The organism is Acidovorax sp. GW821-FHT09B03 (assembly GCF_059418305.1).
The window spans coordinates 304,842-320,410 of record NZ_JBWKPP010000001.1 but is presented as its reverse complement, the minus strand read 5'-3'; the positions used below and the strand labels follow the sequence as shown (position 1 = coordinate 320,410).

The window sequence follows — 15,569 nt, the reverse complement described above, 5'->3', positions numbered from 1 at the left end:
GGGTGCATCGTATAGCTTGGCTAAACAGCTGTTGAGGATAAATGGTTTGCCCAGGCTATTGCGTGTGCCGAAAATTCGGGCATGAACCTTGCCAGCCTGATCCGCCTTTTCGCCCTGGCCGCCCTGTGGGGTGGCAGCTTTCTGTTCATGCGCATCGCTGCGCCGGTGTGGGGCGCCGTGCCCACCGCGTTCGGCCGCGTGGTGCTGGGCGCGGCGGGGCTGCTCGCACTGCTGGCCGTGGTGCGGCTGCGGCCGGCGTTCCAGGGCAAGCTCGGCGCGGCGCTGGTGTTGGGCGCCATCAACTCGGGCCTACCGTTCCTGATGTTCGCGCTGGCCGCGCGCGTGTTGCCGGCGGGGTACAGCGCCATCCTCAACGCGACCACGCCGCTCATGGGCGTGGTGATCGGTGCGCTGGCCTTCGGCGAGCGCATCACGCCGGCGCGCGTGGGGGGCGTGCTGCTGGGCATGGCCGGGGTGGCGGTGCTGGCGCAGGCCGGGCCGGTGGCGCTCAGCGCGCCGGTGCTCGGCGGCATCGCCGCCTGCCTGGTGGCCACGGCCTGCTACGGCCTGGCGGGCTTTCTCACGCGGCGCTGGATCACCCAGCGCGGCGGGCTGGACAGCCGGCTCGTGGCACTGGGCAGCCAGTGGGGGGCCGTGCTGGCCCTCGCGCCCTTCGCGCTGTGGGAGGCGGCGCATCAGCCCGTGGCCAACTGGCTGCATGCCGGCCCCACGGTCTGGGGCGCCATGCTGGCGCTGGGCCTCTTGTGCACCTCGTTCGCCTACGTGCTGTACTTTCGGCTGATTGCCGACGTGGGGCCGGTCAAGGCGCTCACGGTGACCTTTCTGATCCCCCTGTTCGGCGTGGCCTGGGGCTGGCTGGTGCTGGGCGAGGTGGCCACACTGGCCCATGCGGCCGGCGGCGTGCTGATCGCGCTGGCGCTGTGGCTGGTGCTGCGGCCCGTGCCGGCAGCCGTCCCTGGGGCAGTGGCTGTGCAGCGCTGAACCCATCCGCCGGCGCTGTATTGACGGCGCCACGCCCCGGGCATCCGTCGCAGGCCGTGGTCATAATGGCTGACATGCCGAACCGCTGGAAACCCAATGTCACCGTGGCCGCCGTGATCGAACGCGATGGCCGCTTCCTGCTGGTGGAGGAAGAAACCACCGATGGCCTCAAGCTGAACAACCCGGCCGGCCACCTCGACCCCGGGGAGTCGCCCGCCAGTGCCTGCGCGCGCGAGGTGCTCGAGGAAACGGCGTTCGATTTCGAGCCCACGCACATCATCGGGGTCTACCTCAACCGCTTCACCAAGACGCGCACGGGCGACGACCTCACCTACCTGCGCTTCGCCTTTGCCGGCACCCTGGGCACGCACCACGCCTGGCGCACGCTCGACGAAGGCATCGTGCGCACGGTGTGGATGACGGCCGAGGAGATCCGCGCCTGCCCCGAGCGCCACCGCAGCCCCTTGCTGCTGCAGTGCCTGGCCGACTACCTGGCGGGCCAGCGCTACCCGGTGTCGCTGGTGCACACGGATATCTCGGTGACCCAGACCTCGGGTTGAAGAGGCCTGCGCGGGGTGCGCTGCAACTATTTGTGGCGCCGCATGTAACCCGCGCGGTGGGCGGAGCGAAGTAACAGGCAGAGAGCGTGGCGCCGCGCGATCTGAACACCCCCTGTTTCGACCCCTCCCTCACCTTACGGAGTCTTCCACCATGCTGTCCACCCCGAATCCCTCCGCTGCGTCCCTCGCCCTGGCCGCCGCGCTGCTGGCCTTGTCCTCCGGTGCCTTTGCCGCCGACGCCCCCAAGGGCTCCAAGGGCGGAGCGGTTGCCGCCAACGACAAGGTGCACTGCTACAACGTGCACGACTGCAAGGGCAACAGCGACTGCTCCACCGCCGAGCACAGCTGCAAGGGCCAGAATGCCTGCAAGGGCCATGGCTTCAAGGCCAAGACGGCCGCACAATGCCTGAGCGAAAAGGGCACGATTGGCGACATCAAGGGGTGATGGCCCCTGGCGGTTGCGCCACGGCGCGGCCGCCTGCGCACCATGGCACACGACCCCATCGCCGTGCGCGGCACCGGCTTCGGCCTGGGCCTGCGCACACCGCACTATGCGGATTTCCTCGCTGCTCCCCAGCCGCTGGACTGGCTGGAGATCATCACCGACAACTACCTCGTCGCGGGCGGCAAGCCGCTGGCAGTGCTCGATGCGCTGCGGCGCGACTACCCCATGGCCATGCACGGCGTGGCTATGTCCATCGGTGCGGCGCAGGGCGTGGATACCGCCTACCTGCGCCAGGTCAAGGCGCTGGCCGACCGCATCGAGCCGCTGTGGGTGTCGGACCACCTGTGCTGGATCGGCACCGGGCCGGGGCAGCAGCTGCACGACCTGTACCCGCTGCCCTACACCGATGCCGCTGCACGCCACGTGATCGCCCAGGTGCGCCGCGCGCAGGACGTGCTGGGCCGCCGGCTGGTGCTGGAGAACGTCTCCAGCTACATCCGCCATGCGGGCGACAGCGCGAGCGAATGGCAGTTCCTGGCCTACATCGCGCACGAGGCCGATTGCCTGCTGCTGGTTGATGTGAACAACATCCACGTGAGCAGCGTGAACCACGGCTTCGACCCGCTCACCTACCTCGACGCGCTGCCCGCGCACCGCGTGCAGCAGATCCACCTGGCCGGCCACTCGGACCTGGGCGACCACATCATCGACACCCACGACCACCCCGTGGCCCAGCCGGTGTGGGACCTGTACGCGCAGGCCTGCGAACGCTTCGGCGCCGTGGCCACCATGGTCGAGCGCGACGATCGCATTCCGCCGCTGGCCGAGCTGCTGGACGAGATGGCCGTGGCGCGGCGCATTGCCGCCCTGCATGCGCCGCAGGCCGGCGCAAAGGGCCCTGCGCCACTGTCCTGGCCAGGCGCCACGCCCGTGCCGGCCCGGCCCCTGCAGGCGCTGCAGCAGGATCTGGCGGACCGCATCCTGGCCGAGCCGATGCAGGCCCTGGACGCCGATGCCCCGGTCACGGGCCGCCTGGGCATCTACCACCATGCCTACCGCGCGCGGCTGGCCGAGGTGCTGGCCGACACCTATGCCAAGACCTGGCTGTACATGGGGTCGGACATCTTCGAGGCCCATGCACGCGCCTATGCGGTGGCGCACCCGCCCAGGGTGCGCAGCCTCAACCGCTATGGCGAAGGCTTCACGGATACCCTGCGCACGCTCTACCCCGACAACCCCGAGTTGCACGAGCTGGCCCAGCTGGACTGGGACCTACGTACGCGCTTCGATGGGGCGGACGTGCCGGCGCTGGATGCGGCCACGGCCCCTGGCGCCAGCCCCTGGCTGGCACGCGCCGGGGTGCTGCACCCCAGCGCCTTGCTGCGCACGCTGACCACCAATGCCGTCGCGCTGTGGAATGCCATCCATGCCGACGAAGAGGTGCCTGAAGCCATGGCATTGCCGGCGGCGGTCAGCTTGCTGGTGTGGCGAAAAGGCCACCAGCCGCACTTTCGCACACTGCAGGCGCCGGAGGCCGATTGGGTAGGCCATCTGCAGGCGGGTGCCTCGGTGGAGCAGGCCTGCGCGCGGTTGCAGGCCCAGGGCCTGTTGCCCGCGCCCGAGTTGCTGGCGCAGTGGCTGGCCGGGCTGCTGCGCGATGGACTGGTGCGTGCCGACCTGCCGGCCCCTGCTACTCCGCCGTCAGCTTGCGCTCCTTGATGATGGCGGCCCACTGGGCGGATTCCTTCCGCATGAAGGCCGTGAGTTCCGCGCGCGTCGTGGGCTGGGGCGTCAGGCCATGCTTGTCCAGCGCCTCCTTCACGGCCGGGTCGCCCAGCACGGCCACGATCTCCTTGTTCCAGCGGTCCAGGATCGCCGCGGGCGTCTTGCCCGGCGCCACGAAGGCATACCAGTTCAGCGCCTCGAAGCCCGCAAAGCCCGACTCCGCCACCGTGGGGATGCCCGGCAGATAGGCCGGCCGTGTGAGCCCGGTCGTGGCCAGCGGCACCAGCCGACCGGCCTCCACATGCGGCATGGCCGTGGGCGGGGCCGAGAAGTACGAGGCCACGCGCTCGCCCAGCAGGTCCTGCAGCGCAGGCGCCCCACCCTTGTAGGGCACATGCACCATGTCGATCCCTGCGCGCTGGTTGAACAGCTCGCCTGCCAGGTGCGAGGCCGATCCCGCGCCGGTGGAGGCGAAGTCCACGCTGCCGGGCTTCTTCTTCGAGAGTTGGACGAACTCGGCCAGCGTCTTCACGCCGGTGGCCTTGTGCACCACCAGCACGTTGGGGAAGTTGACGCCGCCTGAGATGGGCGCCAGGTCCTTGAACGGGTCGTAGGGCAGCTTCATGAGGTGCGGCGCGATGGTCAGCGGGCCGATGGAGCCCAGCAGCAGCACCGTGCCATCGGGCGCCGCGTTGGCGACGAACTGGTGCGCGATGTTGCCGCCCGCCCCGCCCTTGTTGTCCACCACCACCTGTTGGCCGATGTTCTCGCCCAATTTCTTGGCGATCAGCCGGGCCGCGGCATCGGCGGCGCCGCCGGCTGCAAAACCCACGACCAGGGTGACGGGCTTCCTGGGCGGAAAGTCCTGGGCCTGCGCAGGCATGGACAGGGCCAGGGTGGTGAGTGCCGCCGCCTGTAGTAACCATTGTCGTTTGTTCATCGGTGTCTCCTTTGTGGGTCTTTTTTGGGAATCAATCGTCGCCCAGGCCGATGGGGCTGGGCTGGCGCTTTTCCACCGCATGGCGCAGCAGGGCCGCGGTGCGGAAGATGCCGTGCGCGAACTTGCCGTAGGGCATGGTGGCAAAGAGCGCCATCACCGCGCCCAGGTGCAGGCACAGCAGCAGCGCCAGGGCCGGGGTGCCGCGTGCCAGCCACAGCGCCAGGCCGCTGGTGCTGGTGAGGAACAGCAGGGCGATGAAGGCGCGGTCCATGGGCTTCTGGGCGGCGTCGCCGTGCTGCGGGTGGCGCCGGCGGTTCAACTGCCACAGACCGGCCGTGCCCAGCGCCAGGGCGGTGCCGCCCACGGCGCCCAGCAGCTTGGGCAGGCTGGGCAGGTCGTAGGGCGCGGCCCAGCCCAGGGCATAGTGGTACAGCGTGGCCACGCTGGTGGCGGCAAAGCACAGTGCAAAGCCGTAGAAGGTCAGGTGGTGGAAGCGCCTGCGCCACAGGGTGTAGGCATCGTCGGCGTCGTGGCAGCCCTCGCCGTGGCCGCCGTCGAGGTACTTGAGGCGCAGCACGGCGTCCGTGGCCTCGGCCGCCGCAGGGCCGCTCACGGGGGCGCCGCTGGTCGCGGGCGACACGTCGCGCCAGAAGCGGCGCACACCCAGGCCCAGGGCCAACGTGGCGAACAGGAACACCGGCGCGAACAGGCCCACCAGCAGGTTGTGCGGAAACAGGCGGTAGAAGTTGCCGCCCAGGTTCTGGCCCCACAGCGCCGCCAGGCCCTGGCCCTGCAGCACCACGGCGAGCAGCAGGAACAGCGTGAGCCCCGCCACCAGCGCCAGCGCCAGCGTGAGCCCGTTGCGCTGGTACAGCGCGCCCAGCGCGGGCGGCCAGGCGTAGTCGGCATAGGTCTGGCCGCGCACCTGGGCCATGGCCTGCGGCACGTTGACCGCGAAGGCATGCGGTGGCGCGTACTGGCAGGCATGCAGGCAGGCGCCGCAGTTGTGGCACAGGTTGGCCAGGAAGTGGATGTCGGCCTTGCCGAATTCCAGCCGCCGGGTCATGGCCGGGAACACGGCACAAAAACCTTCGCAGTAGCGGCAGGCGTTGCAGATCTGCATCTGGCGCGCGACCTCGGTCTCGGGCACCGACAAGGAGACGATGGCGCCACCGGCCAGGGCCCGCGCATCCTGCACCAGGGCATCAAGCGACTGCATGGGCCACCTCCTGGCGTTGCGCTGCGCGTGCGGCGTTCGTGCCCGCGATGCGCCCGAAGGCCGTGCCGATGGACATGCCCACCCCGGCCGTATAGCCCTTGCCCAGCACGTTGCCGGCCATCATCTCGCCGGCCACGAAGAGATTCGGGCTGGCCTGCCCGCCGAAGTGCACGGCGGCGCTGTCATCGGTGCGCAGGCCCAGGTAGGTGAAGGTCACACCGGGCCGCAGCGCATAGCCGTAGAAAGGGGGCGTATCGATGGGGCGCGCCCAGTGCGTCTTGGCGGGCGCGAGGCCCTCGGTGTGGCAGTCGTCGAGCGCGGTGTGGTCGAAGCGGCCGACGCGGCAAGCGGCGTTGTAGGTGTTCAGCGTGTGCGTGAAACGGCCCACGTCCAGACCCAGCCGCTGTGCCAGTTCGGGCAGGCTGTCGGCCTGCACGCCCGGGAACACGGGGGGCATGAAGCGGCCCACGGCCTGGCTGTCGATGATGGAGTAGCCGATCTGCCCGGGTTGCTGGGCCACCAGGCGGCCCCAGATCGCGTAGCGCTTGGGCCAGAAGTCCTCGCCCTCGTCATAGAAGCGTTCGGCCTGCCAGTTGACCACGACACCGAGCGAGACGCAGTCGATGCGCGTGCAGATGCCGCCGTCGTACAGCGGCGCGCGCGCATCGATGGCCACCATGTGCGCCTGCGTGGGGTCGCCGATGCGGTCGGCGCCATGGTCATCGAGCAGGTGGCGCAGCAGCACGCCGCGGTTGTAGGCCGTGCCGCGGATCAGGAAGTTGTCCGACGGCCATTCGCCGCGCTCGTTCTGGCCCCAGGCCTCGCGCAGCCATTCGCGGTTGGATTCGAAGCCGCCGGCCGCCAGCACGCAGGCGCGTGCGCGGATGCGCTGGCCCTTGCAGTGCGCGGCGACGAAGCGGCCGCCCTCGGTCTCGATGCGCTCCACGGGGGCTTCATAGCGCACCTGCACGCCCAGGCGCTCGGCGCTGCGGTAGTAGGCGTTCACCAGCGCCTTGCCGCCGCCCATGAAGAAGGCATTGGTGCGCGCCGTGTGCAGCGCACCCGCCAGCGAAGGCTGGAAGTGCACGCCATGGCGGCGCATCCAGTCGCGGCAGGTGCCCGAGGCGCGGATCACCAGGCGCGCCAGGTGCTCGTCGGTCAGGCCGCCGGTCACCTTGAGCAGGTCCTGCCAGAACTCCTCTTCGGGGTAGGCCTCCACCAGCACGTCCTGCGGCGCATCGTGCATGCAGCGCAGGTTGCGCGTGTGGGCCGAATTGCCGCCGCGCCAGGCGCGCGGGGCCGCCTCCAGCAGCAGCACGCTGGCGCCGGCTTCGCGCGCCATCAGCGCGGCGCACAGGGCGGCATTGCCGCCGCCGATCACCAGCACGTCGGGGGTGGTGCTCGTCTCCATGGGTCAGCGCTCCCCTCGGCGGGGAGCGCGGGGGCTCGTCCTGCGCATCATCGTGGTCTCCGGGCGGTGCTGCCGCCGCATGTCGTGGTGGTGCCACTGTAGGGAGACCGCTGCAGGGCGTGCAGCAGGTTCAGCTCATGCAGGTATCACGAACCGTGATGCCCTGGGGCGCTCTCGATCAGGGTGGTGCCGAACCATTGGCCGGCCCCTACCAGGCCGCGCACACAGTCGACCACCACCACGCGGGTGGCCAGCGCGGCGGGCGAGAGCTCGTCCTCGGACAGGCTGCACAGCAGGTTCACGCGGCGCGCGGGCGCGTCGGTCAGGCGCGCGCATTGAAAGCGCTGGGCCGCATCCGGGTAGCGGCCCATGGCCGCCCAGGGCTGCAGGGTCGAGCCCAGGCCGGCGTCCACCGCGGCCATGACCATGGCCAGGGAGTCGACCTCCAGCACGATGTGCGGGGCCACGCGGTCGCGCGCGAAGGCCGTGTCCAGCGTGCTGCGCAGGCCATGCGGGCCGGTGGGCAGGATCAGCGGCTCGTTGCCGAGCTCGGCCACGGTGATGGTCTCGGGCAGGCGGCGCGCGCCCGGGCCGCCGCGCGCACAGATCAGGAACAGGTCTTCCTCCAGCAGCGGCTGCACCTGCCAGCGCCGCCCTGCGCCCGATGGCTGCGCCTGGTGCAGCCGGGTGTCGAACAGCACGGCCAGGTCGAGCTGGCGGGCATGCAGCATGTCGGTGAGGTGGCCCGACATGCCCTCGACCATGTGCAGCCGCACGTCGGGGTAGCGGGCGCGCATGGCCTGCATCAGCGGCAGGCCGAGCACGGCCGAGGTGGTGGGCGCCAGGCCCACGGTGGCGGTGCCCGACAGGCGCGCCTGCTGCGCCGCGCGCACGGCCTGCTCGGCATGGCGCAGGGTCAGCTGGGCCTCGCGGAAGAAGGCCAGGCCGGCCTCGGTGGGTGCCACGCCGCGCGGCGTGCGGTGCAGCAGCCGGGTGCACAGCTCCCCTTCGAGCCGGGTGATCTGCTGGCTCAGTGCGGACTGCACCACGTCAAGGTCCAGCGCGGCGCGGCTCATGGAGCCGCGCTCCACGACGCGCACGAAATAGCGCAGTTGTCTCAGTTCCATCGGGCGATCCTTCGGGCTGCGGGCGTTGCGCAGCCATCATGGTGTGTGATGGGTGGGGATGTTCGCACACCCGCCCCGGGCAGCGGCTCAGACGCCGTTCGGCAGCAGTGCGGCCAGGGCCTCGCGCATCCAGCGCGCAATGAGCTGCTGGCGTTCGCGCGGCATGCGGTCCAGGGTCGAGGCCACGCTGATCGCGGCCACGGGTGCGCCCTCGGCGTTGCGCACGGCCATGCCCGCGGCCAGCACGCCCTGGGTGGCGTGGTTGCCCACCACCGACCAGCCGCGCTCGCGCGTGGCGCGCACCAGGATGGCCAGGCGCTCAGGCGTCATGCCGCCATAGCGCGGCAGGGCTTGTGCGTTGGCCGCGATGCAGGTGTCCACCTCGCCGTCGGGCAAGGCCGCCAGCAGCGCCAGCCCGGCCGCGCCCACACCCAGCGGCTGGCGCGTGCCGACCTGGATCACGAGGATCTGCACCGGGTGCGTGCCCACGTGGCGCGCAATGCAGTGCGAGGCCGGCCCTTCGCGCACGATGGCGAAGGCCGCATCGCCGCAGGCCCGGCTCACGCGCTCCAGCACCGGGGTGAGGCGCATGGCCATGTTGGGCAGGGCGGCGGGCGCGGCCACGGCCGCCAGGCGCGGCCCGGCCACGTAGTGGAAACGCCCGCGCCGGGCCAGGTGGCCGCCTTCGAGCAGGGTGGCCAGCAGGCGGTAGACGGTGGCCCGTTCCAGCCCCGCGGCGCGGCACAGCTCGACCACGCGCAGGCCTTCTCGCCCGCTGGCGAGCACGGCGTCGAGCACCTGCAGGCCGCGGCGCAGGGTGCGGCTGCCGGGGTCGTCCAGCGGCTCTTCGGGCAGCGGGGTGGATGTTGAAACGTCCGGCAGGCGGACGTTTCGATTCGCGGGTCGGGAGGGCATGGGAAAGAATTTGTCCGTCGATGCAACCAGTGCGCAGTGTGCCGCAGAGCCACGCCGCCGGGGCGCCAAGACGGATTTCCCGACACACAAAGGAGACAAGACATGAGTTCGCACACCACCATCACCGCGCCGCGCCGGCGCCTGCTGGCCCTGGCCGCCACTGCCATCGCCTGCACCACCGCATTGCCCCTGCAGGCCCAGACCGCCAGCGCCACGGGCTGGCCCGCCAAGCCCATCAAGCTCGTCGTTGGCTATGCAGCCGGCGGCGCCACCGACGTGATCGCGCGCCTGGTGGCCGTCAAGCTCGGCGACCAGCTCGGCCAGTCCGTGGTGGTGGACAACCGCGCAGGCGCCAACAGCAACGTGGGCGCCGAGAACGTGGCACGCGCCCCGGCCGACGGCTACACGCTGTACGTCTACACCATCGCCAACACCATCAATGCCTCGCTGTACCCCAAGCTCGGCTACGACCCGGTCAAGGACTTCGAGCCCATCGGCATGATCGCCAAGATCCCCAACATCCTGGTGGTCAACCCCAAGCTGCCCGTCAAGAACCTGGCCGACTACGTGCGCTACGCCAAGGAGTCCAAGGACGGCATCACCTTCGCGTCCTCGGGCAGCGGCTCGTCCATCCACCTCTCGGGCGAGATGTTCAAGATGCAAAGCCAGCTCAAGATGCTGCACGTGCCCTACCGCGGCAGCGCCCCGGCCGTGACCGACCTGCTGGGCGGCCAGGTGGATTCGATGTTCGACAACACGCCCTCGGCGCTGCCGCATGTGCAGGCCGGCAAGCTGCGCGCCATTGCCATCACCAGCGCCCAGCGCTCGCCCCTGCTGCCCGATGTGCCCACGCTGGCCGAGTCGGGCTATGCGGGCTTCGACGTGCAGTCCTGGTTCGGCCTGGCCGCGCCCACGGGCACGCCGCGCCCCGTGGTCGAGCAGCTCAACGCCGCACTCAACAAGGTGCTGGCCCAGCCCGAGGTGCGCAGCCGCCTGCAGGAGCTGGCCGCCACCCCCGATTCGGGCACGCCCGACAAGATGCGCAGCTTTGCCGCCGCCGAGATCAAGCGCTGGCGAGAAGTCGTCAAGGCCTCCGGCGCCACCGCGGAGTAGGCGACGGGAAAAGCCCTCCTGGCGTCGTTGTTCCGTCTTGTCGTACTGACCGTACTGCCTGCGACGGAACGCCTAGCCAGGACCGCTTCGCTGGGCTTTGCCCGCCGCTTGTGACGCTCTTCATCGAATCCCAACCCAGGAGTACCTGCCCTCCATGTTCCCCATCGACTTCTTCTGGCGCGCCGCCCAGCGCTGGCCCGACCGCATCGCCATCGACGCACCCGAGGGCGCCCTCCGCTACGACGCGCTGGCCGCGCGCGTGGCGGCGCTGGCGGCCGGCTTCACCTCCATCGACTCGGCACCGCAAAGCCGCGTCGGCATCTGCGCGGGCAACAGCGCCGACCACATCGCCGCGCTGCTGGCCGTGCTGGCCTGCGGCAAGGTCTGGGTGCCGCTCAACCCCAAGAGCACCCGACCCGAGATCCGCCGCATCATCGATGCGACCGAGCCCTCCATCGTGGTGCTGGACAACGCCTGCTCCGAGCTGCTCGAGGGCGCGCCCGGTGTCCACCTGCCGACCGCAGGGCTGTCCGACCTGGCGGCCGTACATGCCGGCGCCCGGCGCCCCGTGATCGACCTGCCGGACGACGCGACCCAGGCCATCAAGTTCACGGGCGGCACCACGGGCGCGCCCAAGGGCGTGATGCAGCCCTACCGCGCGTGGATGGCCAACATCACCAACCAGATCCACGCCTGGGGCTTCGACGAGCACGAGCGCTACATCGTGGCCGCGCCCATCACGCACGGCACCTCCACCTACCTGCTGCCCATCCTGGCGCAGGGCGGCTGCCACGTGGTGCTGGGCGGCACGGGGGCCGAGGCGGTGCGCACGGCCTTTCGCGAGCGCGGCGGCACGGTGTGCTTCATGCCGCCCACGCTGGTATACATGCTGATGGCGCTGCCGGGCGTATCGCGCGCGGACTTTCCGCGCCTGCGCCGGTTGATCTACGGTGGTGCGCCCATGCCGCCCGAGAAGATCCGCCAGGTGCGCGACTTCTTCGGCCCGGTGCTGGGCACGACCTATGGCCAGACCGAGGCACCGCAGATCCTCACCGTGATGCAGCCCGCGGACTTCGAGGACCCGGCCAACTGGGCGGCCGTGGGCCGCACCACCTGGTTCAGCGACGTGGCCATCATGGCGCCGGACGGCCGCCTGCTGCCCACGGGCGAGGTGGGCGAGGTGGTGGCGCGCGGCGACCTGCTCATGACCGGCTACTGGCGCCTGCCCGAGAAGACCGCCGAGACCCTGGTCGACGGCTGGCTGCACACGGGCGACCGCGGGCTCATCGATGAGCGCGGCTACCTCTACCTCAAGGACCGGCTCAAGGACATGGTGATCACCGGCGGCTTCAACGTCTACCCCGTGGACGTGGAGAACGCCCTGGGCCAGCACCCGGCCGTGCACGAATGCGCCGTGTTCGGCCTGCCCGACGACAAGTGGGGCGAGACCGTGCAGGCCGCCGTGCAGCTGCGGCCCGGCGAGCAGGCGACCGAGGCCGAGCTGATCGCCTTTGTGCGCGAACGCCTGGGCCCGGTGCAAACACCCAAGCACATCCACTTCCACGACAGCCTGCCGCGTTCGCCCGTGGGCAAGGTGCTCAAGTCCGCCGTGCGCGATGCGGCTTTGGCCGCACTGGCCACCACGGCCTGAAGGAACCACTCCCATGACCACTACCGCTTCCAAGACCCCTGTCACCCGCCTGTGCACCCACACCCTCACCAGCCTGCATTACCGCGAGGCGAACCTGGTCGAGGACCTGATGGGCCAAAAGACCTTCACCGAGGTGATGCTCATGCAGATCCTGGGCCGCGCGCCGCGCGGCGTGGACCTGCGCATCACCGACGTGGTGCTCATCGTGCTCATGGAGCATGGCCTCACGCCCAGCGCCATCGCCACGCGGCTGATCTACATGAGCGCGCCCGAGAACCTGCAGGGCGCCGTCTCCGCCGGCCTGCTGGCCGTGGGCAGCTCCTTTGTGGGCACCATGGAGAACTGTGCCGGCCTGCTCGACCGCATCAGCGCCGCAGCCGACCCGAAGGCCGAGGCGCTGGCCATCGCGCGCCACTACAAGGGCCTGAAATCCCCCGTGCCGGGCTTCGGCCACCACCTGCACAAGCCGGTGGACCCGCGTGCCTACAAGCTGCTGGAGATGGGCCGCGCCGAGGCCGAACTGCAGGGCGACAAGATCCGCGCGCTGGAGACCCTGTCCCAGGCCGTGGACGAGGTGGCCGGCCGGCCCATCACCATCAACGCCACGGGCGCGGTGGCCGCGCTGCTCGGCGAGATCGGCGTGCCCACGGCGGTGATGCGCGGCTTTGCCGTGATCTCGCGCGCGGCCGGGCTGGTGGCGCACATCGTGGAAGAGCAGAACAGCCCTTCGGGCCGCTTCATCTGGGACACCATCGAGCATGCGATTCCCTTCGTCGGCGGCAAGGACGGCCAGGCATGAGCGGCGGCCAGGAAGGCACGGTGCTCGTCACCGGTGCCAGCCGGGGCATCGGCCGCGCGGTGGCCACGCGGCTGATGGCCGACGGTCTGGACGTGGTCAATGTCGACATCGCCGCGCCCGAAGCCCTTGCGCAGAAGGAGACCTTCGTGCAGGTGGACCTGGCCGACGAGGCTGCCCTGCGCGACGCGCTGGCGCGCACCGTGGCCGCGCGGCCCATCACGCGCCTGGTGAACAACGCGGGCATCGTGCGCCCGGCCGGCATCGACACGGCGACCCGCGCCGACCTGCACGCGGTGATGGAGGTGAACCTGGCCGCGGCCATGGCCTGCGTGCAGGCGCTGCTGCCGGCCATGCGCGCGGCGCGCTTCGGGCGCATCGTCAACATATCGAGCCGCGCGGCACTGGGCAAGGGCGAACGCATTGCCTATGCCGCCAGCAAGGCAGCGGTGCACGGCTTCACGCGCACCCTGGCGCTGGAGCTGGGCGCCGACGGCATCACCGCCAACGCCATCGGCCCTGGGCCGATTGCCACCGAGCTGTTCGAGCGCGTCAACCCGCCCGGCGCACCGGCCACGCAGCGCATCCTGGACACCATCCCCGTGCGCCGCATGGGCCAGCCCGAAGAGGTGGCGCACCTGGTGGCCTCGCTGCTCGATGCGCGCGCGGGCTTCACCACGGGCCAGGTGATCTACGTGTGCGGCGGCATGACCGTGGGGCTGGCACCATGAGCGCGCAGCGCTCTCCACCGGCCCTGCCGCTGGACCTGTCGGGCCGCGTGGTCTTCGTGGCCGGCGGCGGATCGGCTGGCCCGGGCTGGAGCATCGGCCGGGCCGCCTGCGTGACCTATGCGCGCCTGGGCGCCAGCGTCTGTGTGGCCGACCGCGATGCCGCGTCGGCCGCGGAGACCACGGCGCTGATCGAGGCCGAGGGCGGCACAGCCGCCACCTTCGTGGGCGACGTGGCTGTGCAGGACGAGGTGAAGCGCCTGTTCGCCGAGGCGCGCGAGCGTTTCGGCGGTGCCATCGACGTGCTGCACCACAACGTGGGCATCGGCAAGACCGGTGGGCCGCTGGAAACCAGCGCGGAAGATTTCGACCGCATCCACGGCGTGAACGTGGGCAGCCTGCTGCTGGCCTGCCAGGAGGTGCTGCCCGGCATGGTGGAGCGCGGGCGCGGCTCCATCATCACCATCTCGTCCATCGCGGGCATGCGCTACCTGGGCTACCCGCACCTGGCCTACGGGGTGACCAAGGCCGCGGTGACGCACTTCACGCGCATGGTGGCACAGCAGTACGCGGGCCAGGGCGTGCGCGCCAACACGGTGGTGCCGGGGCTGATCGACACGCCGCGCATCGCGACCACGGTAGCGAAGATGTTCTCGGACACCAGCCTGGACGAAGCACGCGCCGCGCGCGCCCGCCAGGTGCCCATGGGCCGCATGGGCACGGCCTGGGACGTGGCCCATGCCTGCGCCTTCCTGGCCAGCGATGCATCGGCCTATGTGACCGGCACGGAGCTGGTGGTGGATGGCGGCATCACGGGCAAGTTCGTGTAGCCGCTTCAGAAGCTGTGCATGACACCGGCGGAGACACCGGTGGCCGTGCGCTTGTTGGCCGCGCCCTGGTAGCCATTGCGCCAGCGCGTATGGTCCAGCTCGGCATACACCCGTGTGCGGCGCGACAGCTTGTATTCGGCAAAGGCCACCATGCGGCCGTAGCCATCGTCTGCTGCGGCGGTGCGTGTGCGGTCGATCTTGTAGTAGGTGGCGGTCAGGTCCAGCAGCGGCAGCGCTGCCCAGGTGGCGCCTGTGGACAATACCCGCTGTTCGGTGTGCGTGGCCGCGCCGGTCTTCGCCTTGCTGCGCCCGGCGTTCGCGGCCAGGCGCACGCTGCCCCATTGGTACGCTGCGCCCAGCGTGGCGGCATCGAGCGGCCGCAGGTTGCTGTCCTTGAAGGTTTGCCAGGCGCCGGACACGGTGAGGCCGCCATCGGCATAGGCCAGGCCCAGGCCGTGCGAGGACAAGGCGGACGATTGGGATGCGACTTCGCCCACGCCCAGCATGGCCCGCGCCGTGAGGCCGCCCCAGCGGCCCGTGAGCTTGACGGCATTGTCCAGCCGGTAGGAGCCGGTGTTGGCGCCCGCGCTGCCGTACTCGATGCCCAGGCCGTGCTGGCTCAACGCCGTGACGCCGATGTTGGGGTTGAAGCTGGCAAAGCGCATGCCCAAGGGATCGACGGGCGAGATGGCGTCGGCCAGCAGCATGGTCTGCCGCCCGAGTGCGATGCTGCCCCAGGCGTTCTGCAACCCGACCCAGGAGGCGCGGTCGAAGTACTTCGCACTGTTGGCGGGCGCACCCGTATCGGCATTGAGGCCGCTCTCCAGGTTGAACAGCGCGCGGGCGCCGCCACCCAGGTCTTCGCTGCCGCGGACCCCCCAGCGGCTGGTGGTGTGGATGCCGCTGCCCAGGCTGTGGTGCGAGCCGGGCGCGGGGGCGTTGGCGGCGGTGAGCCCGCTGGCGTGGCGCAGGCCCAGGTCCACCACGCCATACAGCGTGAGTTGGGTGGATGCGGTCTGGGCGAAGGCGGGCGCGCAGGCCAGCAGGGCGAATGAGGCGCACAGGGCGCCGGTCGTGTTCTTCATGCGGTCTCCTCGGTGGGTGTTC

At 70.7% G+C, this 15,569-nt stretch carries 15 protein-coding genes; 9 read left to right on the top strand and 6 right to left on the bottom strand.

Annotation, left to right across the window (positions count from 1 at the left end; translation table 11 throughout):
• Positions 1-81 precede the first annotated feature (81 nt).
• The 4 genes from AC07PA_RS01450 to bufB all read left to right on the top strand — a co-directional run bounded on the left by AC07PA_RS01450 (position 82) and on the right by bufB (position 3,726).
• On the top strand, positions 82-1,002 hold the full coding sequence (locus tag AC07PA_RS01450) for a DMT family transporter (RefSeq protein WP_007850742.1): 921 nt from the start codon (positions 82-84) through the stop codon (positions 1,000-1,002).
• 74 nt (positions 1,003-1,076) lie between these two features.
• Positions 1,077-1,562 carry an NUDIX hydrolase gene (locus AC07PA_RS01445; RefSeq protein ID WP_035202437.1) on the top strand — a complete coding sequence of 162 codons (486 nt, stop codon included), beginning with the start codon at positions 1,077-1,079 and terminating at the stop codon, positions 1,560-1,562.
• A 151-nt stretch (positions 1,563-1,713) separates the two neighbouring features.
• A complete protein-coding gene (gene bufA2 / locus AC07PA_RS01440; protein WP_494603740.1) occupies positions 1,714-2,007 on the top strand; it encodes a BufA2 family periplasmic bufferin-type metallophore in 294 nt (97 codons plus the stop codon).
• A 42-nt stretch (positions 2,008-2,049) separates the two neighbouring features.
• Positions 2,050-3,726 (top strand): MNIO family bufferin maturase, encoded by a 1,677-nt coding sequence (gene bufB, locus AC07PA_RS01435; RefSeq protein WP_494603742.1) that lies wholly within the window; start codon positions 2,050-2,052, stop codon positions 3,724-3,726.
• Here bufB and AC07PA_RS01430 read toward each other — a convergent pair.
• From AC07PA_RS01430 to AC07PA_RS01410, 5 genes are all read right to left on the bottom strand, one after another.
• Positions 3,698-4,672, bottom strand: a complete 975-nt coding sequence (locus AC07PA_RS01430) for a Bug family tripartite tricarboxylate transporter substrate binding protein (RefSeq protein WP_494603744.1) — start codon at positions 4,670-4,672, stop codon at positions 3,698-3,700. The two genes, bufB and AC07PA_RS01430, sit on opposite strands and share 29 nt — an antisense overlap.
• A gap of 31 nt (positions 4,673-4,703) precedes the next feature.
• Positions 4,704-5,891, bottom strand: a complete 1,188-nt coding sequence (tcuB, locus tag AC07PA_RS01425) for a tricarballylate utilization 4Fe-4S protein TcuB (RefSeq protein WP_494603746.1) — start codon at positions 5,889-5,891, stop codon at positions 4,704-4,706.
• Positions 5,878-7,302, bottom strand: a complete 1,425-nt coding sequence (tcuA, locus tag AC07PA_RS01420; protein WP_494603748.1) for an FAD-dependent tricarballylate dehydrogenase TcuA — start codon at positions 7,300-7,302, stop codon at positions 5,878-5,880. Before tcuA ends, tcuB begins: the two co-directional genes overlap by 14 nt.
• 146 nt (positions 7,303-7,448) lie before the next feature.
• Complete coding sequence (locus tag AC07PA_RS01415) at positions 7,449-8,429, bottom strand: LysR family transcriptional regulator (RefSeq protein ID WP_494603749.1); 981 nt, start codon at positions 8,427-8,429, stop codon at positions 7,449-7,451.
• An 87-nt stretch (positions 8,430-8,516) separates the two neighbouring features.
• On the bottom strand, positions 8,517-9,344 hold the full coding sequence (locus AC07PA_RS01410) for an IclR family transcriptional regulator (protein ID WP_494603750.1): 828 nt from the start codon (positions 9,342-9,344) through the stop codon (positions 8,517-8,519).
• A 102-nt stretch (positions 9,345-9,446) separates the two neighbouring features.
• On the opposite strand from AC07PA_RS01410, the gene AC07PA_RS01405 reads away from it, so the two are divergent.
• From AC07PA_RS01405 to AC07PA_RS01385, 5 genes are all read left to right on the top strand, one after another.
• A complete protein-coding gene (locus AC07PA_RS01405) occupies positions 9,447-10,457 on the top strand; it encodes a Bug family tripartite tricarboxylate transporter substrate binding protein (RefSeq protein WP_494603752.1) in 1,011 nt (336 codons plus the stop codon).
• Between the two features lie 154 nt (positions 10,458-10,611).
• Complete coding sequence (locus AC07PA_RS01400; RefSeq protein WP_494603754.1) at positions 10,612-12,108, top strand: class I adenylate-forming enzyme family protein; 1,497 nt, start codon at positions 10,612-10,614, stop codon at positions 12,106-12,108.
• A gap of 13 nt (positions 12,109-12,121) precedes the next feature.
• On the top strand, positions 12,122-12,907 hold the full coding sequence (locus AC07PA_RS01395; RefSeq protein WP_494603756.1) for a citryl-CoA lyase: 786 nt from the start codon (positions 12,122-12,124) through the stop codon (positions 12,905-12,907).
• Positions 12,904-13,635, top strand: a complete 732-nt coding sequence (locus AC07PA_RS01390; protein WP_494603758.1) for an SDR family NAD(P)-dependent oxidoreductase — start codon at positions 12,904-12,906, stop codon at positions 13,633-13,635. Before AC07PA_RS01395 ends, AC07PA_RS01390 begins: the two co-directional genes overlap by 4 nt.
• The gene (locus AC07PA_RS01385; protein WP_494603760.1) at positions 13,632-14,462 is read left to right on the top strand and encodes an SDR family NAD(P)-dependent oxidoreductase; all 831 of its coding nucleotides are present in this window, start codon (positions 13,632-13,634) and stop codon (positions 14,460-14,462) included. The genes AC07PA_RS01390 and AC07PA_RS01385 overlap by 4 nt, the downstream gene beginning before the upstream one ends.
• Positions 14,463-14,467: 5 nt before the next feature.
• Here AC07PA_RS01385 and AC07PA_RS01380 read toward each other — a convergent pair whose 3' ends face one another.
• Positions 14,468-15,547: a porin gene (locus AC07PA_RS01380; RefSeq protein ID WP_494603762.1), complete on the bottom strand. Its 1,080-nt coding sequence runs from the start codon at positions 15,545-15,547 to the stop codon at positions 14,468-14,470.
• Positions 15,548-15,569: the final 22 nt, after the last annotated feature.

Bases quoted from the DNA above. Each gene is read 5' to 3' on its own strand.
- AC07PA_RS01450 (WP_007850742.1), top strand. From the start codon at position 82: ATGAACCTTGCCAGCCTGATCCGCCTTTTCGCCCTGGCCGCCCTGTGG.
- AC07PA_RS01445 (WP_035202437.1), top strand. From the start codon at position 1,077: ATGCCGAACCGCTGGAAACCCAATGTCACCGTGGCCGCCGTGATCGAA.
- bufA2 (WP_494603740.1), top strand. From the start codon at position 1,714: ATGCTGTCCACCCCGAATCCCTCCGCTGCGTCCCTCGCCCTGGCCGCC.
- bufB (WP_494603742.1), top strand. From the start codon at position 2,050: ATGGCACACGACCCCATCGCCGTGCGCGGCACCGGCTTCGGCCTGGGC.
- AC07PA_RS01430 (WP_494603744.1), bottom strand. From the start codon at position 4,672: ATGAACAAACGACAATGGTTACTACAGGCGGCGGCACTCACCACCCTG.
- tcuB (WP_494603746.1), bottom strand. From the start codon at position 5,891: ATGCAGTCGCTTGATGCCCTGGTGCAGGATGCGCGGGCCCTGGCCGGT.
- tcuA (WP_494603748.1), bottom strand. From the start codon at position 7,302: ATGGAGACGAGCACCACCCCCGACGTGCTGGTGATCGGCGGCGGCAAT.
- AC07PA_RS01415 (WP_494603749.1), bottom strand. From the start codon at position 8,429: ATGGAACTGAGACAACTGCGCTATTTCGTGCGCGTCGTGGAGCGCGGC.
- AC07PA_RS01410 (WP_494603750.1), bottom strand. From the start codon at position 9,344: ATGCCCTCCCGACCCGCGAATCGAAACGTCCGCCTGCCGGACGTTTCA.
- AC07PA_RS01405 (WP_494603752.1), top strand. From the start codon at position 9,447: ATGAGTTCGCACACCACCATCACCGCGCCGCGCCGGCGCCTGCTGGCC.
- AC07PA_RS01400 (WP_494603754.1), top strand. From the start codon at position 10,612: ATGTTCCCCATCGACTTCTTCTGGCGCGCCGCCCAGCGCTGGCCCGAC.
- AC07PA_RS01395 (WP_494603756.1), top strand. From the start codon at position 12,122: ATGACCACTACCGCTTCCAAGACCCCTGTCACCCGCCTGTGCACCCAC.
- AC07PA_RS01390 (WP_494603758.1), top strand. From the start codon at position 12,904: ATGAGCGGCGGCCAGGAAGGCACGGTGCTCGTCACCGGTGCCAGCCGG.
- AC07PA_RS01385 (WP_494603760.1), top strand. From the start codon at position 13,632: ATGAGCGCGCAGCGCTCTCCACCGGCCCTGCCGCTGGACCTGTCGGGC.
- AC07PA_RS01380 (WP_494603762.1), bottom strand. From the start codon at position 15,547: ATGAAGAACACGACCGGCGCCCTGTGCGCCTCATTCGCCCTGCTGGCC.